Genomic DNA, 24,445 nt, shown 5'->3' on the forward strand with positions numbered 1-24,445 from the left:
GCCGGGGTCACCAGATTTCGTAGGTGGATTCGTCGCCGTGCACGATGACGGCCCAGATCACGAGGACGTCGAGGGCGATCACGATGACGCCCCAGAACGGGTACGCGGACAGGAAAGCCAGCTGCGCGAGTGCGTTGAACCCGGCGAGCGCGACCGTGACGACCCGGGCCCACTGCGCGCCGGTGAAGAGCGCGATGCCGGTCAGCACGACGAGGATGCCGACGATCAGGTGCAGCCAGCCCCAGCCGGCCAGGGAGAAGACGAGCAGCCCGGACGGGCCGATCACGTAGTAGTCCCGGTCGAACAGCGCGACCACGCCTTCGACCACGTTGAACAGTCCGGCCAGGACGGTGATCGCCCCGGCGAACCAGATCCAGCCGACCCGCCGCGACCGCGCGACGGCCCGGTCCGGCGGGAGCGGGGGCCGGGCACCGGTCGCTGAAGTCCGGGGCTGCATGGGTTCGGTCATGATCCTTCTTCCTCGTTCCTCGGGAGGGCTGCGGACCGGGCGATCATGGTCGGTCGCCGGTCTGCCGGGCCTCGCCCGCCCCAGGTGAGATCAGCCGCCTCGATCGCGGCCGCTCCGCGGCTCACACGGCGTGGGCGATGCCGCCCGCCCGCACCCGGGAAACAGTGCGGCACGACCACCGATTCGCAGGACCGAGGAGGATGAGGAGGATGTCGTGTCCACGTTGACCGTGTGGCGGTTCCCGACCGTCGAAGGTGCTGAAAACGCATTGGATCTGCTCCGGCAGCTGCAGAAGCAGCAGCTGATCTCGATCGCCGATGCGGCTTACGTGACCTGGCCCGAAGGCCGGAAGAAGCCGAAGACCAAGGACCTGGGTTCGCTGACCGGCGCCGGTGCGCTGGGCGGGGGCTTCTGGGGCCTGCTGTTCGGCCTCATCTTCCTGGTGCCGCTGCTGGGCATGGCCGTCGGCGCGGCGATCGGCGCGCTCACCGGGTCACTGAGCCACGTCGGGATCGACGCGGAGTTCGTCGACACCGTCCGGTCCCAGGTCACCCCGGGGACGTCCGCGCTGTTCGTGATGTCCGAGGACACCGTGCTGGACCGGGTCGTCGAGCCGTTCAAGGAAACCGGTGCCACCTTGCTGAGCACCAACCTGTCCGACGTCGAGGAAGCCCGGCTGCGCGAAGCCTTCGACGAGGCTCCGCAGCGGGAACCGCGCTAACTCCCGGGAACCAACGGTCTTGAATGACTCATTCAGGTCTTCGGAGGTCCTGAATGAGTCATTCAAGACCTCCGAGCTCGACGCCGCAGCGGAACGAACCTCGCTAGCCCCCGGGAATTCCGCGGTCCCGTGGGAGGTTCGCCCGCCCCGCGCGCTCCCCCGAGAGCGCCGGCGGGGCCGGCCGGACGGGATGGCGAAGCGCCGCGCCGGGCCCGGACCGGCGGGGAGATCCCCGCGGCGCACCCGCCGGAGTGCCGGTGCGCCCGGCGTCCGCGTCGTCATCACCGCACCTCCACGGCTCACCTTGCGGCCGGGGCCGCCGCGGGTCGTCACCCGTGGTGGATGACTCCCCGCTTCACCCCCGGCGGGCGACGCCCCGGCGGGCTCCGCGGCCGACGATCCGTCCCATGACTCTCACCGACAACGAGACCGCGACCCCCGATGCGCGGATCGCCCGGGCCCGCGCCGCACGTGCCGCGGTCCCGGCGGACGGCCACGCCGAGTTCCCCGGCCCGCTCCGGCGCGCCGATCCCCTGATGCTGCTGGCCCGCCAGGACCACGACCGGGTCCCGGAACTGCGGCCCCTGCGCTACGGCCGGATGGCCGCCTCGCCGCTGGCCTACTTCCGCGGTGCCGCCCTCCCCGCGGCGGCCGACCTCGCCCTGACCCCGCGCACCGGGTTCGGCGTCCAGGCGTGCGGCGACGCCCAGCTCGCCAACTTCGGCCTGTTCACCGCCCAGGGCCGCCGGCTGGTGTTCGACTTCGCCGACTTCGGCGAAACCCTGCCCGCGCCGTGGGAATGGGACGTCAAGCGGCTGGCCGCGAGTTTCGAGGTCACCGGCCGGGAGAACGGCCACGCGGCGGCCCAGCGGCGGCGCACCGTGCTCGCCGCCGTCGAGGCCTACCGGCTGGCGATGCACGACTTCGCCCGCCGCACGTCGCTCGACATCTTCTTCGCCCCGGCCGACGCCCGGACACTGCGGGTGGTCGCGGCCCACCGGCTGGGCCCCGGCCAGCGGCGCGGCGCCGGCGTGCGGCGGTTCACCGAAATCCGCGACGGGCACCTGCGGCTGGCCGCGCGGCCGCCCGCGGTCGTCCCGGCGGGCCGCCTGGCCGGGGACGGCGACCCGGCGACCCTGGTCGACCGCCTCGCCGGGGTGCTGACCCAGTACCGGCGCACGCTCGGTCCGGCGCGCCGGGCGCTGCTCGACCGCTACCGGCTCGCCGACGCGGCCCGCACAGTGACCGGGCCGGGTGACGCGGGCACGCGGTCCTGGGTGGCCCTGCTCGTCCGCACGGGCACCGGCGATCCGCTGTTCCTGCAACTGAAGGAAGCCCGGCCGTCGGTGCTGCAGGAGTACACCGGCGCCACCGCGGCGGGCGGTCCCGGCCGGCGGGTCGCCACCGGCCAGCGGCTGATCCAGGCCACCGGCGACGTCTTCCTCGGCTGGGCCCGCGCGGACTTCGACGGCCGGACGGTCGATTTCCACGTCCGCCGCCTGCGCGACGACCAGGCCGCCGGCGACGTCACCACGATGACGCCGGACGTCCTGCGCGCGCACGCACAGCTGTGCGGGTGGACGCTGGCCCGGGCGCACGCGCGCACCGGGGACGCGCTCGCCATCGCCGCCTACCTGGGCTCCGGCCCGGCGTTCGCCGAAGCCGTCCGGCTGTTCGCGGTGGCCTGCGCCGACCAGAACGAACGCGACCACACCGCCCTGCGGCAGGCGATCCGGCTCGGGCACGTGACGGCGGCCGCCGCGTCGTGACGCGGTCACCCCGCGCGGTGCACCACCGGCAGTTCCCGGACGCGGTGCACGGATTGCACGTGCATCCCGAGCGCTTCGAGCCGCCGCAGGATCAGCGGAAGGCTTCCGGGATCGGCAACAGTTCCGAAAACTATCGTGTCCGGCGGCGCGGGCACGACGAGTACACCGCGAAAATCCTCGACCCCTTCGGCGGCCCGCGCCGGAATGGCACCGCCGCCCCGGAAGACGTAATTCGCCCCCGTCGCGACGCCGAGGATGCCCGCCCGGCTCACCGGGCGTCCCGGCGCCGCCGGGTCCGGCCCGCCGAGAACCACGCGCGGGCGACGATCGCCACGTCGAGCAGGATCACCGCCGCCGACCAGCCGCGCGCCGGCAGGAAGATCAGCCGGGCCACCAGGTCGGCACCGGCGCGGACACCGGTCCGCAGCTCGCTCACCGGGATCAGGGCGGACAACGCGACGGCGAGGCCGAGCAGCACCGAACCGGCGCCGATCCGGCCGGTCCGCAGCACGTCGAGGAGCACGACCTCACCCGGTCCGAGCCAGCAGAACTGGGAAACGGCGAATCGCCGTTGCCGTTTCTCGGGAGCATCTCCACGATTTTTCACCCGGCACACGATTGTGCCCGCCGCCGTTGTTCTCTTCGCCCGCAGCGGGTGAGCCGGGCCAATTGCGTGGCAGGATCCGCCGGGATTATCTCCGAACCAATCGCAAAGGAGAAGCGGACATGCGGCAGTGCCACGATGTCCCGACCCGAAGACGGGTACCGAGAACCAAGATCACCGTGCCCAAGCCGCCCGCGGACTTCGTGTCGCGGCCCCGGCTGCTGACCGTTCTCGACGGCGCGAGCGACGCGGCCATGGTCTTCGTCGGCGCACCGGCCGGATTCGGCAAGACCGTGCTGCTGGCCGAGTGGGCCCGGCGCCGGGACAGTGGAGCGGTCGCCTGGCTGTCGGCCGACGCCGACGACAACGACGACCGGCTCTTCTGGTCCGCGATCCTCGAAGCCTTCGGCCGCTGCGGCCGGATCCCGGCCGGCAACCCCCTGCGGCGGCTGGCCGTTCCCGAGGTACCGAGCACCGACCTCGCCTTCCTGGCCCAGGTCGCCGACGCGCTCGACGCGCTGCCCGAGCCGGTCGTGCTCGTCCTCGACAGCGCTCAAGAGATCACCTCTCCCGGTCCGTGGCACGGGTTGCGGGCGCTGGTCCGCCACCAGCCGGCGGGCCTGTGCCTGGCGGTGGCGAGCCGGCGCGAACCGCCGCTGCCGCTCGGCCGGGCCCGGCTGGCGGACCGGCTCGTCGAGGTCGGCGCCGCCCGGCTGCGGTTCACCGCCGACGAGGCGAACGCCCTGCTGGCCACCGCCGGCCCGGCCATCCCGCGGGACCAGGCCGCCGAACTGACCACCCGGACCGGGGGCTGGCCGGCCGGACTGCGGCTCGCCGCGGCGTCCGCCGCCCGGCACGGCAGCCTGCGGGACTTCGCCACCGGCCGCGACAGCGCCGTCCTCGGCTACCTGACCGACGAGGTGCTCGCCGCCCTCACCCCGGCGCAGCGAGAACTGCTGCGGACGATCAGCATCTGCGACGAGGTCCCGGCCGGGCTGGCACCGGTGCTCTCCGGCCGGGCGGACGCCGAGGCGATGCTCCGCGAACTCGGCGAGCCGGCCACCCAGGTGGTCGACTCCGGCGGCACCCCGCCGCACCACCGCGTGCTGCCGATGCTGCGCACCTACCTGCGCGCGGAGCTGCAGCGGCGGGCGCCGGACCGGACCCGGACCCTGCACGAGAAGGCGGCCGGCTGGTTCGCCGGGCACGACCGGCCCGCCCCGGCGCTGCTCCACAGCGTCCGGTCGGGCGATCCCGCCCGCGTCGGCGACCTGCTGCGCGAGCACGCCGTGACGCTGTTCCTCGCGGGCGAGCACCGCGTCCTGCGGCTGGCGCTGACCCTGCTGGAGGACCGCCGTATCCCGGCCGACCCGCCGGCCGCGCTGATCTCGGCCGGGCTGTACCTGGAGGCGGCCGAGACGTCGGCGGCCGGGCTGCAGCTGGCCCGGGCGGAGGCGTCGTGGCCGGAGCGGCCGACGCCGGAGCTGACCGTCCTGCGGCAGCTGACGTACTCCTGGCTCGCCCAGCTCGACCACAGCCCGGCCCAGGCCTCCCGCGTGGCGGGGCAGGTCGACGAGGAGCTGGCCGCCGGCGCCGGGCTGGGCGGCGTCGCGACCCTGCACCGCGCCGGCGTCCTGATCGCCCGCGACGAGCGCGGGCCCGCCCGGGAGGCCCTGCTGCAGGTCCTCGGCACCGCCGAACGGGTCCACGAGGACTTCACGGTCGCCCAGTGCCTCACCATGCTGGCCGGACTGGCCTGCCATGACGGCGACTACCGGGCCATGGACACGCTCGCCCGCCGGGCGGGCGCCCGCCTGCCCACCCAGGATCCGCCGCGCTCCCTCCAGGGCGCGCAGGCCGGGGCGCTGCTGGCGTACGGAGCTTTGTTGTGCGGCGAACCGGCGGACTGCCTCAAGCACGCCAAGCGGATCGGGCAGTTCCTCGGGGACGCGCCCGCGCGGGCGGCCAGGGAGCTGCGGCTGTTCGCCGAAACCCTGCGGGGCGCGGCGGAGTTCGAACTCGGCGCGTGGCACGCGGGGCTACGGCGGATGCGCCGGGCCCGCACCCGCCTCGGCACCGGGCGCACCTGCCCGGCCGGGCACGCCGCCCTGTGCGCGGTGCTGGAACAGCGCGCCGCCCTGCGGCTGGGCGCGGCGGGCCAGGCCAGGGAGACGGTTCGCTGGGCCCTGCCGATCCTCGCCGGTTCGGGTGAGCTGCTGCTGATGCGCGCCCGGACCCAGCTGCGCCTCGGCAGGCACCACGCGGCGAGCTCGGTGCTGCGGTCCTTGCTGGACGACGAAGCGCCGATGGAACTGGCGTGGGCGGCGATCGAGGCGTCGCTGATCGGGGTGCAGGCCGCGCTGGCGGCCGGGGCGCGCGACCGGGCGGCCCGGCTGCTGGACGAGGCTCTGCACGCCGCCGAACCGACCGGGGTCCGGTTCCCGTTCGTGTTCGCGCCGCCCGAGCTGATCGGGTTCCTGACCAGCCGGCTGGGCGGGCTGGGCGCGGGCGAGCGGTTCGCGGGCGAGATCCTCGCCGTCCGGCGCCGGCTGCACACCCCGCCGATGCCCGCGCCGCTGACCGAACGCGAGCGCGGCGTCCTGCGCCTGCTGCCCACGCAGCGGTCGATCGACGAGATCGCCGAGGACCTGACCGTCTCGCCGAACACGGTCAAGACCCACGTCCGCGGCATCTACGCGAAGCTCGACGTCCGCAGCCGGCGCGAGGCCGTGGCGATCGCCCGGGAACGGGGGCTGCTCGACGCCGAAGTCGCCGACTTCTCGGTCTGAGCGGAGCGCCCCAAGGTGGCCTTCGGTGCGTCTGACGCACCCAAGGCGGCCTTCGGTGCGTCAGACGCACCCAAGGCCGCCTTGGGGCGCTTGGGGCCGGGCCGCGTTCGCCCCACCCGCGGCGGGTGAGGCGAGCGCACCCGGGATCCGGTCGAGTGGGCCGGGCACGTGCGAGCGTGCCTGGCCCCGATCCCGGACGAGGAGAAGTCATGACCCTGGCGAGCGCGGAGTACCCGTTTCTCAACCTCATGTGGACGATGCTGGTGTTCTTCTGCTGGATCGCCTGGTTCTGGTTGCTGTTCGTGGCCTTCGGCGATCTGTTCCGCCGCGCCGACGTGTCCGGCTGGACCGTGGTGTTCGTCCTCCTCCCGTTCTTCGGCATCCTGCTCTACTTCGTGACCCAGGGCCGGCACATCCTCGACCGGCAGCGGGGCCGCGAAATGTCCACATCGGACAACACCGGCGCGGCGCAGATCGCCGAAGCCCGGCGGCTGCTGGAACAGGGCGTCATCGACGACGCGGAGTACCAGTCGCTCAAGCGGAAAGCCCTGGCACGGTGACCCGCCGGTGGCGGTTCGTCCACCTCGCGGTGCTCCGGCCGCTGCTCACGGTCACCGCGCTGGTCTGCCTCTACTACCTGCTCCCGGTCGACCGGGGCCTGCGGCCGTGGACGGTCGTCCTCTTCGCCGCCGGGCTCGCCGTCGTCGTACTGCTGGTGGTCGGCGAGGTGCGGATGATCCTGCGCTCGCCCTTCCCGGCCTGGCAGGGCGTCCAGGCGCTGGCCCTCATCCTCCCGCTGTTCCTGCTGCTGTTCGCCAACGGCTACTACGTGCTCGCCCGCGACAGCATGGGCGCGTTCGGCACGACGCTGACGCGGACCGACGCGCTGTACTTCACGGTCACCGTGTTCACCACCGTCGGCTTCGGCGACATCGCCCCGATCGCCACCGGCGCCCGGGTGCTGGTGACCCTGCAGATGATCGCGGACCTCGTGGTGCTGGGCGTGGTCCTGCGGGTGATCGTCACCGCGGTCCGGCATTCGTCCACAAGGGACGGATCAGTCGGACGCCGGCAGCAGCAGGGCGGCGACCAGCCCGGCCACCGCCACGACGCCCAAGGTGGTGAGAGCCAGCGCGAAGGAGCGCCCGCCGAGGTGGGGCGTCCCGGCCAGGACGGACCCGGCCAGCGCCGTCCCCACCGACGAGCCGAGGTTCGACACGCTGCGCGACACTCCCGAAATGTCGCTCTGCGCGGCGTCCGGGAAGCGGGACTGCACCAGGTTCACCGAGGCCGTCAGCATGATCCCGACGCCGGCGCCGAGCAGGAACAGCCCGGGCACCGCGCTCGCCACCCCGGAGTCGGCGCGGACCAGCAGCAGCACGAGGACCAGGCCGGCGACGGCGAGGACGAAGCCGGCGCGGACGAGGCCGCGCTGGGAGTGCCGGCGCGCCATCCGGCCCGCGGCCGCCGACGCACCCAGGATGCCGATCGTGGCGGGCGTCAGCATCAGCCCGGTCTCGATGGCGTCGTAGCCGCGGACCTGCTGCAGGAAGACCGCCACCACGAAGAACGACCCCTGCAGGACGAGCCACTGCACGTGCTGGGTCAGCAGGCCGAGCCCGGTGACGCGGTCGCGGAAGAGCCCGGACGGCACGAGCGGCTCCCGGCCCTTCCGTTCCCGCGCCCGGACGTGCGCGAAGAACGCGACCAGGAAGGCGGCCCCGATCCCGGCGAACAGCCACACCGGCGACAGCCCGCCGGCGGACAGCAGCACCACCCCGCCGACGGAGAAGTCCGCCCGTGACACCAGCCAGCCGTAGGTGCCCGCCTGCAGGACGCCGAAGACGACGAAGAACAGCCCCGCCGCCGAGAGGACGGCGCCGGTGACGTCGAACCGCTGCGTGCGCGATGACGCGGGCGGTTCGACGATCCGCAGGGCCAGCACGACGATCAGGCCGACCAGGAGCACCTGCAGGAGAAAGGACGCGCGCCAGCCGAACCACGTCGTCACCAGGCCCCCGAGCAGCGGCCCGGCGGCGGCGCCCAGTGCGCCCGCGCCGCTGACCACGCCGAAGGCCCGCGCGCGGGCCGTGAGATCGCGGCTGGTCACGGTGACCAGGATGTAGATCGGCGGGATCATCAGGGCCGACCCGATGCCTTCGAGCAGCGAGTACCCGACGATCAGCAGGCCCGGCCCCGGCGCGGCCGAGGCCAGCAGCGCGCCGGCGCCGTAGACGGCCAGCCCGGCCAGGAAGCAGCGCTTGCGGCCCAGCAGGTCGCTCAGTTTGCTGCCGGGCACCATGAGCGACGCCATCGTCAGGGTGAAGACGGTGATCGCCGTCTGCACGCCGATGACCGTGGTGCCGAGATCGGTGGCGATGGCGCTGACGGCCACCGTCATGGTGGTGGCCGCGTAGCTCGCGACGAACTGGGCGAGGGCCAGGGGCAGCACGATCATCGGCGGGCCTTCCTGCTCGGGTGGCGCCCACAGTGGCGTGCGCGGCGGCCGGGCCACCTCACCCCGCGGGGATGAGGCAGCGCGGCGCGGCCCGGGCGACGGTGCACCGAGAAGATCCCGGCGCCCGTTGGAGGAACGATGACCGAGACCACGATCGCCGAGCACGGGCTGATCGGTGACCTGCAGACCGCCGCGCTGGTGACGACCGACGGGTCGATCGACTGGTTCTGCGCCCCGCGCTTCGACTCGCCGTCCGTCTTCGGCGCGCTGCTCGACGACGAGCGCGGTGGCCGGTTCCGCATCCGCCCGGCCGGCGCGTGCGCGAGCTCGCAGATGTACCACCCGGACACCGCGGTGCTGATCACCCGGTTCGCCGGCCCGGACGGCCTCGGCGAAGTGGTCGACTTCATGCCGCCGTGCGGCACCACCGCCACGACCCGGCACCGGATCGCCCGGCTGGTGCGCTGCGTCCGCGGCCGGATGACGTTCGACGTCGTCGTCGCGCCCCGGTTCGACTACGGGCGCCGGCCGCACCAGGCGATGCTCGTCGCGAACGGTGCCGTGTTCGTCGCGCGCGAGACTTCCCTGACGCTGCAGGCGGTCCGCGAGCCGGGCGACGAACACCTCGCCGAGGTGCGCGTCGAAGGCGGGGACGTGCACCTGAGTCTCACCCTGACGGCCGGCCAGGTCCGCGGGGTCGTGCTGGAGACCGATGCCGCGGAGCCGCCGCGCGAGATGCGCGTCGCCGAGTTCGAGGCGCTGTTCAGGTCCACTGTGGACTGGTGGCGCACCTGGCTGGCCCGCTCCACCTACCGCGGCCGCTGGCGGGAGATCGTGACCCGCTCGGCGATCACCCTCAAGCTGCTGACCTACGCGCCGACCGGCGGCCTGGTCGCCGCGCCCACGCTCGGGCTGCCGGAGCGCCTCGGCGGCGAGCGCAACTGGGACTACCGCTACACGTGGGTCCGGGACGCGTCGTTTTCGGTTTCGGCCTTGCTGTCGCTCGGGTTCGCCGAGGAGGCGGCCCGGTTCGGGGGCTGGCTCGGCGACCGCATCCGCGAAGGCGGCGGCGGCACCAGCGGGCCGCTCGCCGTGCTCTACCGCGTGGACGGCACGACGGACCTGCAGGAGGAGAGCCTCGCGCACTGGTCCGGGTACCGCGGGTCGAACCCGGTCCGGATCGGCAACGACGCGGCCGGGCAGCTGCAGCTCGACATCTACGGCGAGGCCCTTGACAGCGTCTTCGCCGCCGACCGCGCCGGGTTCGAGCTGTCCCACCAGGGCTGGACGGCGCTGCGCACGGCCCTCGACTGGCTTGGCGAGCACTGGGACCAGCCCGAGGAAGGCATCTGGGAGACCCGCGGCGGTCGCAAGCGCTTCACCTACGGCCGCTTGATGAGCTGGGTCGCGTTCGACCGCGGCATCCGCCTCGCCGCCGCCCACGGCCGGCCGGCGCCGGTCGAGGACTGGACGTGGCAGCGCGACAGCATCCACGGCCAGGTCCTCGCCCGCGGCTGGCACCGGACGCGCAACGCCTTCGTCCAGCACGACACGGGCGAGGAGCTGGACGCGGCCCTGCTCCGCATGCCCCGCACGGGTTTCCTCCCGCCGACGGACCCGCTGTGGCTTTCGACGCTCGACGCGATCCAGGCGGATCTGGTGACCGACAGCCTGGTCTACCGCTACGACCCGGCCGCGTCCCCGGACGGGCTGGCCGGTTCCGAGGGCACGTTTTCGTTGTGCAGCTTCGCCTACGTGGACGCGCTGGCGCGGGCGGGCCGGCTGGAAGAAGCCCGTACGGCGTTCGAGAAGATGCTGACCTACGCCAACCACGTCGGGCTGTACGCCGAGGAGATCGCCCCCACCGGCGAGCAGCTGGGCAACTTCCCGCAGGCGTTCACGCACCTGGCACTCATCGACGCGGCGGTCACGCTCGACGCCGCCCTCGGCTGAGAAGCGGTCTCGCCCGCCGCGGGTGACCCGGCCGGCGGCCACCCGGAACACGATGAGACACCCCGTCGAGGCAAGCCCTGGAGGCCGACTGCCATGACCACCACCAACAGACCGAGCCGGTCCCCGGAACCCGCGGGGCCGCCGCCCGCCGAGGGGAGCCGTCGGGCCCGGCCACCGGCCGGCGCGTGGATCTCCTGGGTCGCGCTCGCGCTGATGACGACCGGCTCCGTCGCGAGCCTGCGTCCTTCGCCGACGATGGCCGTGTACGGCCTGGCGGCCGTCTTCCTCTACGTCGTCCCGGCGATCGTGTTCCTGCTGCCGACGTCGCTGGTCTCGGCCGAGCTGGCGTCCGGCTGGCCCGGCGGGGTCTACAACTGGGTGGCGCTCGGGATCTCCAAGCCGATCGGCTTCCTGGCCGTCTGGTGCCAGTTCGCGATGACCATCTTCTACTACCCGAGCCTGCTCGGGTACGTCGCCGGCACCCTCGCGTACGTGGTCGACCCGGACCTGGCGACCAGCGGGTGGTGGACCGCCGCGGTGATCGTGGTGGCCTACTGGTCGGGCGTCTGGATCTCCTCGCGCGGCACGAAAGGCGTGGCCGGGCTGGCCGGCGGCGGGCTCGTCATCGGGACGTTGCTGCCGGGCGCGCTGCTGGTGATCCTCGGCATCGTGTTCCTCGGGCAGGGCCACCCGTCCGCGGCACCGATGTCGGCGAGCCACCTGCTGCCCGCGTGGGCCGGGCTGGCGAGCCTGGTGCTGATCGTGAACAACTTCCTGTCCTACTCCGGGATGGAGATGAACGCGGTGCACGTGTCTTCGCTGCGCGAACCGGGCAAGGAGTTCCCCCGGGCGATGTTCCTGGCGATGGGGCTCGTGCTGCTGATCTTCATCCTGCCCGCGCTGGCGATCAGCTGGATCGTCCCGGCCGACCAGCTCTCGCTCACGGCCGGCGTGATGCAGGCCTTCGACGCCGTCTTCGCCGGCTTCGGCATCCAGTGGCTGACCCCGCTGATCGGCGTCCTGCTCGTGCTGGCGTCCCTCGGCGGGATGCTGACCTGGCTGGCCGGCCCGTCGAAGGGGCTGCTGCTGATCGCCCGGCAGGAGGGGTACCTGCCGCCGTTCCTGCAGCGGCTCAACGGCCGGGGCGTGCAGCAGAACATCCTCGTCGCGCAAGGTGCGGTCACCACGCTGATCGCGCTGTGCTACGCGTTCATCCCGGACGTGTCGAGCGCGTACTGGATCTTCTCGGTGATCACCACCCAGGTGTACCTGATCATGTACCTGCTGATGTTCGTCGCGGCGGTGCGGCTGCGGCGCAAGTACCCCGACCACCCGCGCGGGTTCCGCGCGCCGATGCTGCTCGGCCTGTGCGGCATCGGGTTCTGCGCGTCACTGGCCGCGCTGCTCGTCGGCTTCGTCCCGCCTTCGCAGTTCGGGTCGGGCAGCCCGTGGGTGTACCTCGGGGTCGTCGCGGGCGGCGCGCTGGGGCTCGGCCTGGTGGTGCCGTTCCTGTTCTACCGCCTGCGCAAACCGTCGTGGCGGCAGCCGGAGGTGAACCCGTCATGACCACTGTGGACGAACTGTCGACCCGGCCGCAGCGGGTGCTCGTCTACTTCGCCGTGGGGATCGTGCTGGGCGGGCTGCTCGGGGCCGGGTACCTGGTGTCCCGGTCCGCGCGGGCGTCGGCCGAAGCGGAGGCGAAAGCCGACCGCCTCGCCGTCCGGCTCGCCCAGGAGGGCGCGCGGTCGCCGTCGCGCGACCAGCTCGTCCGGTTGCTCGGCACGGACGGCGGCTCGATCTGCGCCGACCCCGAGGCGGCGCTCGCTCGGGCGAGCGGCCCCGCGGCGCTCCCGTCCCTGCCGCCGGAGACGCTGCTCCGCGTGCGCCGGCTCGTCATCGAGGTCTACTGTCCCGAGAAGGCCAGGTGAACGCGATGGATCTGCGGAGGCGGGTCGAGGACCTGATGCCGCGGGCCCGCGACGAGCTCACCGACCTCGTCGCGATGCGCTCGGTCGCGGACCCGCGGCAGTTCCCGCCCGAGGAGTGCCGGCGCGCCGCCATCTGGGTGGCCGACGCGTTCACCGAGGCCGGGTTCGACACCCACCTCGCCGACACCCCGGACGGCAGCCAGGCCGTGGTCGGGTCCCGGCCGTGCGGCCGGGAGGACGCCCCGACCGTGTTGCTGTACGCGCACTACGACGTCCAGCCGCCCCTGGCGGACGACGAGTGGCGGACACCGCCGTTCCGGCTGACCGAAGTGGACGGACGCTGGTACGGCCGCGGCGCGGCTGACTGCAAGGGCAACATCGTCATGCACCTCACCGCGCTGCGGGCGCTCGGCGACGACGTGCCGGTGCACCTCAAGGTGGTCGTCGAGGGCTCCGAGGAGCAGGGTACCGGCGGGCTGGAGGCGTTCGTCCCCGAGCACGCCGGGCTGCTCCGCGCCGACGCGATCCTGATGGGCGACACCGGGAACGCCGCCGTCGGGCACCCCGCCGTGACGGTCAGCCTGCGCGGCATGGTCAACGTCGTCGTCCACGTCGACGCACTGCCGTCGGAGCTGCACTCCGGCATGTTCGGCGGCCCCGCGCCGGACGCGCTCGCCGCGCTGGTGACGGTGCTCGGCACCCTGCGCGACGAGGCGGGCGACACCACCGTCCACGGCGTGCCCGGCGGCGGCCGCTGGTCCGGCGCCCCGTACCCGGCGGCGCGGTTCCGGGCGGACGCGGGCCTGTCCCCCGGTGCCCTCCTGCTCGGCAGCGGCGAAGTCGCGGACACGCTGTGGGCGCGTCCGGCGCTGACGGTGCTCGGCATCGACTGCCCGCCGGTCGTCGGCTCGACCGCGGCCCTCACCCCGCGCGCCCGGGCCCGGCTGAACCTGCGCGTGCCGCCGGGCGTGGACCCGTACCAGGCGGCGTGCGCGCTGAGCGAGCACCTGATGGCCGCGGCTCCCTGGGGCGTGGACGTCTCGGTCGACGTCGAGGCGATCGGCGAGCCGTTCCTCGCGGCGACCGGCGGGCCCGCCCACCAGGCGATGGACGAAGCCATGCAGGCCGCGTACGGCCGTCCGGTGAGCCGGCTCGGCCAGGGCGGTTCGATCCCGCTGTGCACCGTCTTCGCCGAGACCTACCCCGACGCCGAGATCCTGCTCATCGGCGTCGAGGAACCGCAGGCACGCATCCACGCGCCCAACGAAAGCGTGGCCCCGCAGGAGATCGCGGCCATGGCCCTGACCGAAGCGCTGTTCCTGCGGAACTACGGTGCGTCCGCCGGCTGACGCTACGGCCGGGGGCGCCGCAGCAGCCGCAGCGCGACGACGACCGCGGCCAGCACGACCACGACGGCGACGAGGATCCACACCCACGCCGGCACGCTGCCGCCGATCTCGCTCGCCGGGGCGGGCGTCGCGGACGTGGCGGACGTGGCGGTGGCCGGTACGGCGGCCGCCGACGTCGCCGCGGCGGAGCTGGACGAGACCGGCGCCGTGAGGGTGAAGTGCACGGCGGCCGTCACCTTGTCGCCGTCATCCGACACGACCTTGTAGGTGAGCGTGTAGGCACCGGCCGGGCCGGCCGGGGTCACCGGGGCCGTGATCACCGCGTCGACGACCGCGGGGGTGCCGACGGTCCACTTCGCCCCGTCCGGGCCGGTGACCGAGATCGGGTCCTGCTGCAGGGTGACCGGCTCCTCGAAGGTGAGCTCGATCTTGCGCGGCGGGGCGGCCAGGCTCGCCCCTTCTGCGGGCGAACTCGACTTGAGCTCGGTGTGGGCCGACGCGGGCCCGGCCATCAGCAGCACGCCGGACAGCGCGAGCAGGAAGGCTCCGAGCAACCGGGCGATCTTCATGCGGGTTTCCTCGATCCGATGGTGACCGTTCGTACCGGAGCAGTCTCGCAGCCCGCGGGCGTCCCGGCTCACCCACGTCAAGGTGACACCTCCACCTCCATTCCCATGATCTGCGTGGTCCGGCGCCGCCGGAGCCAGCCCCGGACCGGCAAGCCGTCCGGTACCTCCGACAGGAACGCCTTGCGCTGTGCCGCCGTCGCCGTGCGCCAGCGCATCGCCAGCACCGGGCGGACCGGCGCGATGTAGGCCCGCACCCGTTCGTGTGCGCCGGCCAGGCGGGTCTCGTACTCGCGGTCCGGGCGGTAGGCCAGTTCCAGGTCGATCAGCGGCGCGGCGCCGCCCGCGTGGTGGTGGCAGCGCGACAGCATCCGCGCGAGCTCGTCCATCGCGCCCCGCACGCGGCAGGGCATCTGGTCCTGCCAGCGCCCGAGCCGCGGGACGGCGGCCGGGGCCGCGGTCACCTCGTCGGCGAGCACGACCAGGGCCCGGATCGACGAGCCGGCCAGCTCGACGCGGATCCGCCGCCCGCCGGCGTCGACGAAGAAGCGGGGCACCCGGCCGGCCACGACGGTGCCCGACCGCCGCCGGACCCACTCCTCGACGGCGTCGGGCGTCGGGCAGGACGACACGAACGTGAACGCCAGCTCGTCACCGGCGAGGTTCATGGTCACGGGGAACAGGGAACCGATGTCGTGCACGAACGCCGAGCCGATGACGAGTGCGGCGCGGGAGCCGCCTCCGGTCATCCCCGGCTACACCTGCAGATCCGCTTCGATGCGTCTGAGGTAGTGCCGGGCCAGCGCCAGATTCGCCCGGTCGCGGTCCAGCACCAGGTACAGGAACAGCGAATTCCGGGAGCCCACCGAATTCATCAGTCGGATCAGGTGGTACTGGCGGTGCAACGTGATCAGGATGTCCTCGATGGAGTCGTTGAGCGCCAGCGAGGACATGACCCGCAGTTTCGACCGCACGACCTCGGTGTTCCCGGCCGCCGCGATCTCCAGGTCGAGCCACTCGCCACCACCGCTGGTGCCGAGCGACATGCCGCTTTCGTAGTCGACCAGCGCGACGCCGACGGCGCCGCTGATGGACATGGCTTCCTTGAGTGCCGTGTCGATGTTCATCATCGTGCTGTTTCCTCTCCGTGAACGGGTGGTCGGCCGGCGAGCTACGCGGCCAGGATCGAGCCGATCCGCTCGATGACGGGCCGGGCTTCGAACAGCAGGCGCCCGACGTTCAGGCCCTTGTCCCCCAGCACGACCATCAGCGCCAGCCGTCCGATGGCGTAGACGGCCATGTAGCCTTCGCTGCCGAACACCACGGTCTGGTTCAGGGTGCCCTTGCCGGTGATTTCGGCGGCCTGCCGGGCAATCCCGAGATCGGCCGCGGCGAGCGCGGAGATCTTCGCCGGATCGATGTCGTCGGCGGCGTCGGCGATGATCGGGATGCCGTCGACCGCGGCCAGCACCGTATCGGTCACGCCGGCGACGTTCTCCCGCAGGTTCCGCAGCTCGCCGGCCAGTGCTTCGAAATCCAATACTCTTTCTTTCTGCTCTGGAATTGCGGAAGGCGAGTGGCGAAAGGTTCAACCATTCGAGTTGCTCTCGACGGCACGACCCTACCGCCACCATTACTTTTGGCCAACAAGCACCGGAGCCCGAATATGAGTGTCACACGATCGAGTGAAACAGATTCTCGGCCGTAACAAAAAATCGTGACGATGTCCATTGATCACGAACCGGTGGAATTCGATGTTCGACGTTTCCCGGCGGCGGCGCGAAAGGCCACGACGCACCACACCGGCACGAGGACGCACAACCCGCCCGGCCCACCGCAGCCGGCAGGCGGTCCGGTACGGCCCACCTCCGGCCACGCTGAGCAACGACACCCCGCCGCCACCCATCGCCTGTTCGGCGGCTTGCGCCACCGAAGACCCGCGACGGGGAGGGCACAAGGACGGCCGGGGACGCACGAGAGGCGGAGCTCAACTCACCCGGACCGCCCGCGAACCAGCCCCCGAGCGCAGTGAATGACAGAGAGGCGTCGGACGCCAGGAATGAGTCATTCACCGCATCCGGACTGCCGCTGCCGGCCGTACCGCCGCCGCGCCGGGCCGCCGACGAAGTTCCCGTGCTGGGCGTACTTCGCCGCCGTGCGCAGGGTGCGCTTCTCGCCGCTGCCGCCGATGCAGATCGGCGGGTGCGGCCGCTGGACGCCCTTGGGCTCGCAGGGGGCGTCGGTCACTGGTAGTGCTCGCCCCGGAACGTCGTGGTCTCCCGCGTCAGCAGCCCGACGAGGACCTCGCACGCTTCCTCGAAGCGGTCGCTGCGTTCTTTGATCGTGCCCGGTTCCACGCCGTACGCGCCGGACTCCTCTTCATTCCAGCCCGCGCCGACGCCGATCTCCAGTGCCTGCCGGAGACGATGTCGAGCGTCGCGGCCATGTTCGCCGGCAGCGCGGGGTGGCGGTAGTGGATGCCGCTGACCAGCGTGCCCAGCCGCAGCCGCCGGGTGGCCTGCGTCTGCGTCCGCCGTCGTCGGCAGCGGCACGCTGAACCGGCGGCCCGCGGATTTTGTCGGTGGTGCCCGGTAACGTCCTCGGGGTGAACGTTCAGGAACGCATCCAGGAACTCGCCGACCGCATCACGGTGTTGCGTGACGCCTACTACCGGGGCTCGCCGCTGGTGGCCGACGCGGAGTACGACGCGGTCGAGGACGAGCTGCGGAGCCTGATCGAGGCGCACCCGGAGCTCACCCCCGACCCGAACCCCCTCGACCAGGTCGGCGCGCCGGCGGTGCTGCACGCGCCGATCCGGCACTCGCGCCCGATGCTGTCGCTGGAGAAGGCGACCAGACCCGAGCAGGTCGAGGCGTTCTTCGGCCGCTTCCCGGGCCAGCCGGTGGTGGTCATGCCGAAGCTGGATGGGCTTTCGCTGGCCGTCGTCTACGAAAACGGGCGGCTGGTCCGGGCGATCACCCGTGGCGACGGCACGACGGGCGACGACGTCACCGTGCTCGTGCGGGCCCTGACCGACGGGATCCCGGAGCAGGTCGGCGCGCCGGGCCGCGTCGAGGTCCGCGGCGAGGCCGTCATGCTGCGTTCCACCTTCGCCGCCTACAACACCGCCCACCCGGACAAGCCGCTGATCAACCCGCGCAACGCCGCCGCGGGCACCTTGCGCGCCAAGGACCCCGCGACCGTCGCCGAGCGGCGGCTGCGGTTCTTCGCCTTCGACCTGTACACCGAGCCGGACAGCGCGGAAACCGACCTCGGCAGCGCACTGCACACGCTCGGCTTCACCGCGGCCGACATGCGGCGCTGCGCCGACGCCGCCGCGGCGCAGAGTGTGATCGGCGAGATCGAGCGGCAGCGCAACGACCTGGACTACGACCTCGACGGCGCCGTCCTGCGGCTGGCGAGCCGGGACGCCTACGCGGCGGCCGGCACCCGGTCGAGCTCGCCGCGTGGCGCGCTGGCGTTCAAGTTCGCGGCCGAGGAGAAGACCACCGTGCTGTCCGATGTGGTCTGGGACGTCGGCAAGACCGGCAAGATCGCCCCGGTCGCCTGGCTGGAGCCGGTGTTCGTGGGCGGTGGCACGGTCACCCGCGCGACGCTGGCCAACCAGGAGGTGATCCGCGCCCGCGGCATCAAGATCGGCGACACGGTGCTGGTGCGCCGCGCCGGCGACGTCATCCCGTTCGTCGCCGGCGTGCTGGACGCCTCGAAACGCACGGGCGCCGAGCGGGAGATCGTCCCGCCGGACGCGTGCCCGTCGTGCGGGCAGCCGCTGACCGAGCAGGGCAACAGCCGGGAACTGTTCTGCACCAACGTGTCCTGCCCGGCGCAGACAGTGCGGCGGCTGATCCACTGGGCGTCGCGGGCGGCGGCGGACATCGAAGCCATCGGCGGCGTGTGGATCGAACGGCTGGCCGAAGCGGGAATCTTGGAGCAACCCTCGGACATCTACGGGCTGACCAAGGAGAAACTGCTCGAGTTCGATCGCATCGGGGAGGTCTCGGCCACGCGGATGATCGAGTCGATCGACGCGAGCCGGGCGGTCGGCCTGCGCCGGGCGCTGATCGGGCTGGCGATCCCGATGGCGTCCGAGGGCACGGCCGCCCGCCTGTGCCGGGCCGGGTTCGGGTCCCTGGAAGACGTCGCGGAGGCGGGCGTCGACGGGCTCGTGGCCGTAGAGGACATCGGGCCGAAGGTCGCCGCGTCGCTGATCGAGCACCTCACCCGGCTGCGCCCCGAGCTCGAACGCCTGCGGGCGGCGGGCGTTTCGCTGGACGTGCGCGAGGAGGACCTCCCGCCGGTGGTCGCGGCGGGCGCGCCGCTGGCGGGCAAGACGGTGGTGGTCACCGGCGCGATCAGCGACCCTCGGTCCGGCGAGAAGGTGCCCCGCCCGACGTTCCAGCGGCTCTGCGAAAAGGCGGGCGCGACCACGGCGACGTCGGTATCGGCGAGCACGGACCTGCTCATCACCGGCGCGGACGTCGGGGCGAGCAAGTTGACGAAGGCCGAGAAACACGGCGTCGAGGTCGTGGATCAGGGCGAGATCTGGCAGCAGCTCATCGCGGCGCGCATCGTGTAGCCGGCCCAGCGTCTCGCCTCTCGGACGCGGGTCACCCGGTCGTGAAAACCGACCAAGCGCGACACTGAGTGAGTACCCGACTCCGAAGGGATCGCGATGACGAGGTCCGACCTCATGGCCGCCCGCCAGCTCGGGGTGCACGAGTTCCTCACCGCACGGGGCTGGCTCCTCGACGGCGACAGCGACCCCACGAGGGCGTGGTTCGCCGACGACGTCCACGCCGGCTGGCACTACCCCGAAACCTACGGCGGCCGGCGGATCAACGAGGTGGCCGGCACCACACCGGTGCGGCTGCAGAGCTACTTCACGTTCGACAACGAGGGCGACGAGGTCTTCGCCGTCGTCCCGGCGGGCAACCTGCAGGGCAGCGGCTGCGCGGAGCACGACACCCGGGAGCGGTTCTTCCCGCTGGCTGCGGGCGCGGTCGTCGAGCTGGCGGAGATCGCCGCCCTGCTCGACAGCCTCGAGCCGCGGGCGCGGGCGCTCGACCCGCGGGCGCTGATCGAATGCCGGTACTTCGGGCCCTGCAAGGAGTGAGCCAACTCGGCAAGCCGGCGGGCCCGGTGCCGGCACCTCAGCGGCGCCGGCACCGGTTGCCCCAGCCGACCGCCACGTTCTCAGGCGAAGCCGACCAGCCATTTCTGCGCGTCGGTGTTGTTGCACTGGAACAGCTGCAGCACCACGTTGGGCCGCTGGTCGTTGCCCGGCACATCGACGCAGAAGTTGGTGTCCCGGAACCCCACCCGGGACATCAGGGTCACCAGGTCGGGCAGTGATCTGCTGCTCTTCCACTGGTCGTTGCTGATCGGCGCACACTGGTTCTGCAGCAGGCGGGCATTGTTGAAGGCGCCGTCGAAGGCGTCGAAGCACAGGTGGCTCGCCTCGTTGGCGAACTGCCACCGGTTCGTTCCCCCGAAACCCTGTGCGGTCCAGCGCTGCGCCGCGGTCCCGTCGCAGCCCACCTGCTCGATCGGGGCGAACAGGTCGACGGACTTGCCCTGGGGCTGCAGGCACAGGCCGCTGCCGGCGTTCCTGATCGGATGGGGTTCCGCGGCGTGCGCGACACCCGCGCCCAGGACGGTCACCCCGGCGGCCAGCAGGCCCGCCGACGCCGCCGCGACCACTTTGCTGCGAATCTTCATTGCTTCCCTCTTTCCGGTCGTCCGGCTCTCACGGGCCGGGCCCACATCCTGCGGGCCGCGGTCGACAGCCGGTCGACAGTCCGTCGATTCGCGTGCTGTGGGCGTCCGGTGTGCGGTTTGTGAGCGGCGGTCCGCAGGGTGAGGGGTCCGCGTCACCCGGAAACCGGAAGGAAACACCTGATGTCCCTGGCCCTGGCATCGGCGGTGCCCGCGCTCCGCCGGATGGAGGAGGGCCTCCGGTCTTTGCCGAAGTCTCGGTCGGCCGTTCTCGGGAAACCGGCAGGAATCGTTCCCGTCGGCCCGATTGACAGCGAAGATCACGCTGTTTCCGGCCCCGATTCCAGATAGGAACGTGAAGTGAACAAAGTCGAAGAAATGGCGTGCACCCGGCTGCCCGGACGCGACCCGGACGCCACCGCCCTGGAAGTTCTGCCGCAGACAAGCGATCCGGTGCTGTGCGCCGCGGTCGCCGCCGACGTCGCCGCGACCTTCCTCCGCGACGCCGCCGTCCTGCAGCGCGCGTACGCGCGGCAGACCACGCCGCACATCCTCGCCACCCACGACTTCGGTTTCGCGTCCCGCCTCTCGGACCTGCCGTCGCACTCCGGCGCCGGCCTGTCCGGTGACGCGATGTCCGTCGACGCGCTGACGTCGCTGATCAGCTGACGGAACCGACCCGCACGATGTCGGTCGCGGGAGACCGCGGCGGAGCCACCCTCAGGTCCAGCCCGGTCACCTGGGCGACCACGCCGTCCAGCAGCGCGAACGCTTCGGCGTAGCCGGGTGGCTCCGCCGCCTCGTACCAGGGGCAGCAGGACCGCACCCGATCCGGTGATCCGCAGGTCGCGGACGGCCTCGTCCGGTTGCGACACGAACGACGGCCCCTTCGGGAAGCCGGCGGTGCGCAGCGCGCCGGCCAGGTCGTCGGGGAAGCCGGGCTCGACGCGGGCGGTCCAGGCCTCGGCGCCGTCGCGGCTGTGGCGGATCGGCCGGGTTGTGCTCGTTGCCCGCCTCGTACCACACGTGTGCCAATGCCTCTCCTCGGTCAGGGCACGGTCAGCTCTTGGCGGCCGCGCGCGTCGCGGCCCTCGATGGCGCCGTCTCCCCGCGGGCCGACCCGCCCGTTCCGCCCGCGGATCGACGTACTCGTCGAGGAAACCGAGCTGGTACCCCAGTTCGTGCGCCGGCGTGGTCGGGTTGTCGCCGGCGAACAGCAGCTCAGGTTCGCGCGGCCGGGCGCTCGACGGTTTCGGCCGTCCCCCGCATGGTTCCCTCTGAAAGGCCGCCGCCCGAAGAGGCGCCACCCGGGCGCGCACTCTCCGTTCATCGACAGGGTTGCATATCGGTTACGCATCTCACTCCCACGCACCCCAGTTCACCCCTTCGACGTCCTCTATGTGACGGTACGTAGCAGGGGGAGGCGTCTACGATGAGCACGTCACGATGGGTACGGCGGCCGGGCACCTGGTTCACCGTCACCTTGGCTCTCGTTTTGGCCGGGGTCCTGATCACGACCCTCGATCGCGGCCACGCCCGGTCCGCTCCGCCGCCGGCCGACGCGACTCCGCCGCCGTCGTCCACCACGGCCACACCGGTCGCCCCGGCACCGGAGTGGATGCGCCCGCTGCGTCCGGGCGAAAAGCCTCCGCAGTTCGTCCTCTTCTCCTTCGACGGGGCCGGCTCGCACGAACACTGGGGCCGGTACCTCTCCCTCGCCAAATCCGTCAACGCGCACTTCAGCGGCTTCCTCTCCGGTATCTACCTGCTGACCGACCAGCAGCGGCCGCGCTACACCGGGCCCGGTCACAAACCCGGCGCGGCCTCGATCGGGTTCGGCGGCAGTGCCGGGGAGGTGGCCACCCGCGTGCAGGACCTCAACGCCGCCGTCGCCGCGGGGCACCAGGTCGGCACCCACTACAACGGGCACTTCTGCGCCGGGGCCGAACCGAGCGTCGGGCGCTGGACCGCGCAGGGCTGGACCGAGGAAATCGGGCAGTTCAGCCACTTCGTCGACGACGCGCGCGATCACCTGGGACTGCACCTGTCCGCCAAGGACGTCACCGGCGGCCGGACGCCGTGCCTCGAAGGCAACTGGGCCGCGGCCTTTCCCGCCATGCTCGCCGCCGGCTACACCTTCGACTCCAGCCAGCCCTCCGACGGCGTCAAGTGGCCCACCCGGCTGGACGGCATCTGGGAGTTCTGGATGCCGTACGTGAAGGTGCCCGCGCTGCACAAAAAGGTCATCATGATGGACTACAACCTGTGGTATCAGCTCGGCCACAACAAGAACGACGCCGGGCAGTACACCCAGGCCACCCTTGACACCTACCGCGGCGCCTACCGGGCCGCCTTCGACGGCAACCGGGCGCCGCTCGTCATCGGCAACCACTTCAACGACTGGGCCGGCGGGGCGTTTTCCCGGGCCGCGGAAGGCTTCATGGGCGAGGTGTGCACCAAACCCGAGACGGTCTGCGCCACCTACGCGGAAGTCACGAAGTGGATGTCGCTGCAGGACCCCGCCGTCCTCGACAAGTACCGGTCGATGCCGCCCGCCCAGGCCGGCTGACCGAGACCACGCCGTGTGACGTTGGCCACCGGCGTCACTCCACCGCGGCGGCTTCCTCGGCAAACCGCGCCGGACCAGGCGCGGCCCCGGGATTGTGCGTACGTTGGCATCGAAATCCGGGCCGTGACCCGTATCGTCTGTGACCAACCGCTTAGTAGGCTCGCGGGCACGAGCCCGCTTCTCAACGACGAGGAGGTCCCCCGTGACCGATTCCCCTTCCCGTGTCGCCGTGGTCACCGGTGCCGGCCGCGGCATCGGCGCCGCCGTGGCGGCGCGGCTGGCCGATGACGGCTTCGCCGTCGGGCTGCTCGACCTCGACGAGGCCGGTGTCAAGCAGGGCGCCGAGGCCATCGTCGCCAAGGGTGGCAAGGCCGTCGGGGTCGCCCTCGACGTCAGTGCCGCCGAGCAGGTCGAGGCCGCCGTCGCGCGCGTCGCCGACGAGCTCGGGCCGCCGGTCGTGCTGGTCAACAACGCCGGCATCACCCGCGACAACCTGATCTTCAAGATGACCGAGCAGGAGTGGGACTCCGTGCTCGGCGTGCACCTCAAGGGCTCGTTCCTGATGACCCGCGCGGTGCAGAAGCACATGACCGAACAGAAGTACGGCCGGATCGTCAACCTGTCGAGCACGTCGGCACTGGGCAACCGCGGCCAGGTCAACTACTCCGCCGCCAAGGCCGGCATGCAGGGCTTCACCAAGACCCTCGCCATCGAGCTGGGCAAGTTCAACGTCACCGCCAACGCGATCGCGCCCGGCTTCATCGCCACCGACATGACCGCGGCGACCGCCGAGCGGCTCGGCATGAGCTTCGAGGACTTCAAGGCGGCGGCCGCTTCGCAGATCCCGGTGCAGCGCGTCGGCACGCCCGAAGACATCGCGAACTTGACGTCGTACCTGGTCAGCGAGGGCGCCGGGTTCGTCTCCGGCCAGGTCATCTACGTTGCCGGCGGACCGAAGGACTGAGGCCGATGCGGGAGTTCCAGAACCTCGACGAGTTCGCCGCCGCGGCGGGCGAGCACCTCGGGTACAGCGAGTGGATGACGGTCACCCAGGAGCGGGTGAACCAGTTCGCCGACGCCACCGACGACCACCAGTGGATCCACGTCGACGAGCCGATGGCGGCCGCGGGCCCGTTCGGCGGCACCATCGCCCACGGCTTCCTGACGCTGTCGCTGCTGTCGGCGTTCGGCCCGAAGATCTACCGGGTCAACGGGATCAAGATGGGCATCAACTACGGCCTCAACAAGGTCCGCTTCCCGCAGCCGGTGAAGGTCGGCTCGAAGGTGCGTGCCGGGGCCGAGCTGGTGGAGATCACCGACATCCCGGGCGGCAAGCAGGCGGTGTCGAAGTGGACCATCGAGATCGACGGCGAAGCGAAGCCCGCTTGCGTCGCCGAGTGGGTCACCCGGTTCCTCGCGTGACCCCCCTGGGGCGCCGCTTTCACGTGAAAGCGGCGCTTTGCGGCACAAAGCGGCACTTTCACGTGAAAGTGCCCCTTCCAGGTAGGCGCGCTGTACGACATACCGACTAGTC

General features: G+C 72.2%; 24 protein-coding genes and 2 pseudogenes. 15 read left to right on the forward strand and 11 right to left on the reverse strand.

From position 1 onward, the window contains the following. Positions 1–7: 7 nt before the first annotated feature. A complete protein-coding gene (locus ACLJQF_RS10075) occupies positions 8–469 on the reverse strand; it encodes a hypothetical protein (protein WP_410607978.1) in 462 nt (153 codons plus the stop codon). A gap of 214 nt (positions 470–683) precedes the next feature. On the opposite strand from ACLJQF_RS10075, the gene ACLJQF_RS10080 reads away from it, so the two are divergent. Together ACLJQF_RS10080 and ACLJQF_RS10085 are read left to right on the forward strand one after the other, a co-directional pair. Continuing rightward, on the forward strand, positions 684–1,190 hold the full coding sequence (locus ACLJQF_RS10080) for a DUF1269 domain-containing protein (protein WP_410607979.1): 507 nt from the start codon (positions 684–686) through the stop codon (positions 1,188–1,190). Positions 1,191–1,597: 407 nt separating this feature from the next. Beyond that, the gene (locus ACLJQF_RS10085; RefSeq protein ID WP_410607980.1) at positions 1,598–2,959 is read left to right on the forward strand and encodes a DUF2252 domain-containing protein; all 1,362 of its coding nucleotides are present in this window, start codon (positions 1,598–1,600) and stop codon (positions 2,957–2,959) included. A gap of 5 nt (positions 2,960–2,964) precedes the next feature. Here ACLJQF_RS10085 and ACLJQF_RS10090 read toward each other — a convergent pair whose 3' ends face one another. After that, positions 2,965–3,231 (reverse strand): hypothetical protein, encoded by a 267-nt coding sequence (locus ACLJQF_RS10090; protein WP_410607981.1) that lies wholly within the window; start codon positions 3,229–3,231, stop codon positions 2,965–2,967. Next, entirely contained in the window at positions 3,228–3,482 is a 255-nt protein-coding gene (locus ACLJQF_RS10095; RefSeq protein ID WP_410607982.1) for a hypothetical protein, read from the reverse strand. Before ACLJQF_RS10095 ends, ACLJQF_RS10090 begins: the two co-directional genes overlap by 4 nt. A gap of 203 nt (positions 3,483–3,685) precedes the next feature. Here ACLJQF_RS10095 and ACLJQF_RS10100 point away from each other — a divergent pair, with 203 nt between their 5' ends. From ACLJQF_RS10100 to ACLJQF_RS10110, 3 genes and pseudogenes are all read left to right on the forward strand, one after another. Continuing rightward, entirely contained in the window at positions 3,686–6,352 is a 2,667-nt protein-coding gene (locus tag ACLJQF_RS10100) for a LuxR C-terminal-related transcriptional regulator (protein ID WP_410607983.1), read from the forward strand. A 209-nt stretch (positions 6,353–6,561) separates the two neighbouring features. Next, entirely contained in the window at positions 6,562–6,912 is a 351-nt protein-coding gene (locus tag ACLJQF_RS10105) for an SHOCT domain-containing protein (protein WP_410607984.1), read from the forward strand. Between the two features lie 287 nt (positions 6,913–7,199). Further along, positions 7,200–7,325: pseudogene (locus ACLJQF_RS10110) on the forward strand (ion channel); the annotation flags it as partial. Positions 7,326–7,409: 84 nt separating this feature from the next. Here ACLJQF_RS10110 and ACLJQF_RS10115 read toward each other — a convergent pair. Then, the gene (locus ACLJQF_RS10115) at positions 7,410–8,810 is read right to left on the reverse strand and encodes an MFS transporter (RefSeq protein WP_410607985.1); all 1,401 of its coding nucleotides are present in this window, start codon (positions 8,808–8,810) and stop codon (positions 7,410–7,412) included. Positions 8,811–8,948: 138 nt separating this feature from the next. Between ACLJQF_RS10115 and ACLJQF_RS10120 the strand changes: the two genes are divergently transcribed. The 4 genes from ACLJQF_RS10120 to ACLJQF_RS10135 all read left to right on the forward strand — a co-directional run bounded on the left by ACLJQF_RS10120 (position 8,949) and on the right by ACLJQF_RS10135 (position 14,040). Beyond that, on the forward strand, positions 8,949–10,763 hold the full coding sequence (locus ACLJQF_RS10120) for a glycoside hydrolase family 15 protein (protein WP_410607986.1): 1,815 nt from the start codon (positions 8,949–8,951) through the stop codon (positions 10,761–10,763). A gap of 93 nt (positions 10,764–10,856) precedes the next feature. After that, positions 10,857–12,329 carry an APC family permease gene (locus ACLJQF_RS10125; protein WP_410607987.1) on the forward strand — a complete coding sequence of 491 codons (1,473 nt, stop codon included), beginning with the start codon at positions 10,857–10,859 and terminating at the stop codon, positions 12,327–12,329. Next, positions 12,326–12,691: a hypothetical protein gene (locus ACLJQF_RS10130; RefSeq protein WP_410607988.1), complete on the forward strand. Its 366-nt coding sequence runs from the start codon at positions 12,326–12,328 to the stop codon at positions 12,689–12,691. The genes ACLJQF_RS10125 and ACLJQF_RS10130 overlap by 4 nt, the downstream gene beginning before the upstream one ends. A gap of 5 nt (positions 12,692–12,696) precedes the next feature. Then, entirely contained in the window at positions 12,697–14,040 is a 1,344-nt protein-coding gene (locus ACLJQF_RS10135; RefSeq protein WP_410607989.1) for a dipeptidase, read from the forward strand. Between the two features lie 2 nt (positions 14,041–14,042). Here the strand turns inward: ACLJQF_RS10135 and ACLJQF_RS10140 are convergent, their stop codons facing one another. The 5 genes and pseudogenes from ACLJQF_RS10140 to ACLJQF_RS10160 all read right to left on the reverse strand — a co-directional run. Further along, the gene (locus tag ACLJQF_RS10140) at positions 14,043–14,609 is read right to left on the reverse strand and encodes a copper resistance protein CopC (protein WP_410607990.1); all 567 of its coding nucleotides are present in this window, start codon (positions 14,607–14,609) and stop codon (positions 14,043–14,045) included. A gap of 77 nt (positions 14,610–14,686) precedes the next feature. Next, positions 14,687–15,355 (reverse strand): hypothetical protein, encoded by a 669-nt coding sequence (locus tag ACLJQF_RS10145; protein WP_410607991.1) that lies wholly within the window; start codon positions 15,353–15,355, stop codon positions 14,687–14,689. Positions 15,356–15,361: 6 nt separating this feature from the next. Beyond that, on the reverse strand, positions 15,362–15,733 hold the full coding sequence (locus ACLJQF_RS10150) for a hypothetical protein (protein WP_410608374.1): 372 nt from the start codon (positions 15,731–15,733) through the stop codon (positions 15,362–15,364). A gap of 44 nt (positions 15,734–15,777) precedes the next feature. Beyond that, positions 15,778–16,146 carry a roadblock/LC7 domain-containing protein gene (locus tag ACLJQF_RS10155; RefSeq protein WP_387047413.1) on the reverse strand — a complete coding sequence of 123 codons (369 nt, stop codon included), beginning with the start codon at positions 16,144–16,146 and terminating at the stop codon, positions 15,778–15,780. Positions 16,147–16,721: 575 nt separating this feature from the next. Next, positions 16,722–17,127 (reverse strand): annotated as a pseudogene (locus ACLJQF_RS10160) (LLM class flavin-dependent oxidoreductase); the annotation flags it as partial. An 84-nt stretch (positions 17,128–17,211) separates the two neighbouring features. Between ACLJQF_RS10160 and ligA the strand changes: the two are divergent. After that, complete coding sequence (ligA, locus tag ACLJQF_RS10165) at positions 17,212–19,203, forward strand: NAD-dependent DNA ligase LigA (RefSeq protein WP_410607992.1); 1,992 nt, start codon at positions 17,212–17,214, stop codon at positions 19,201–19,203. Positions 19,204–19,299: 96 nt separating this feature from the next. Beyond that, entirely contained in the window at positions 19,300–19,740 is a 441-nt protein-coding gene (locus ACLJQF_RS10170; protein WP_410607993.1) for a hypothetical protein, read from the forward strand. An 80-nt stretch (positions 19,741–19,820) separates the two neighbouring features. Here ACLJQF_RS10170 and ACLJQF_RS10175 read toward each other — a convergent pair whose 3' ends face one another. After that, positions 19,821–20,345 (reverse strand): RICIN domain-containing protein, encoded by a 525-nt coding sequence (locus ACLJQF_RS10175; protein ID WP_410607994.1) that lies wholly within the window; start codon positions 20,343–20,345, stop codon positions 19,821–19,823. 357 nt (positions 20,346–20,702) lie between these two features. On the opposite strand from ACLJQF_RS10175, the gene ACLJQF_RS10180 reads away from it, so the two are divergent. Continuing rightward, positions 20,703–21,011, forward strand: coding sequence for a hypothetical protein (locus tag ACLJQF_RS10180; RefSeq protein WP_410607995.1), 309 nt, complete (start codon positions 20,703–20,705; stop codon positions 21,009–21,011). On the opposite strand, the gene ACLJQF_RS10185 is transcribed toward ACLJQF_RS10180, so the two are convergent. Then, entirely contained in the window at positions 21,004–21,168 is a 165-nt protein-coding gene (locus ACLJQF_RS10185) for a hypothetical protein (RefSeq protein ID WP_410607996.1), read from the reverse strand. The two genes, ACLJQF_RS10180 and ACLJQF_RS10185, sit on opposite strands and share 8 nt — an antisense overlap. A gap of 606 nt (positions 21,169–21,774) precedes the next feature. Between ACLJQF_RS10185 and ACLJQF_RS10190 the strand changes: the two genes are divergently transcribed. The 3 genes from ACLJQF_RS10190 (at position 21,775) to ACLJQF_RS10200 (ending at position 24,333) form a co-directional block, all read left to right on the forward strand. Further along, a complete protein-coding gene (locus ACLJQF_RS10190) occupies positions 21,775–22,911 on the forward strand; it encodes a polysaccharide deacetylase (protein WP_410607997.1) in 1,137 nt (378 codons plus the stop codon). Between the two features lie 202 nt (positions 22,912–23,113). Beyond that, complete coding sequence (fabG, locus tag ACLJQF_RS10195) at positions 23,114–23,875, forward strand: 3-oxoacyl-ACP reductase FabG (protein WP_410607998.1); 762 nt, start codon at positions 23,114–23,116, stop codon at positions 23,873–23,875. A gap of 5 nt (positions 23,876–23,880) precedes the next feature. Then, entirely contained in the window at positions 23,881–24,333 is a 453-nt protein-coding gene (locus ACLJQF_RS10200; protein WP_410607999.1) for a MaoC family dehydratase, read from the forward strand. Positions 24,334–24,445 lie beyond the last annotated feature (112 nt).

This window comes from Amycolatopsis sp. lyj-109 (assembly GCF_046548995.1).
In the GTDB taxonomy this organism is placed as follows: Bacteria; Actinomycetota; Actinomycetes; order Mycobacteriales; family Pseudonocardiaceae; genus Amycolatopsis.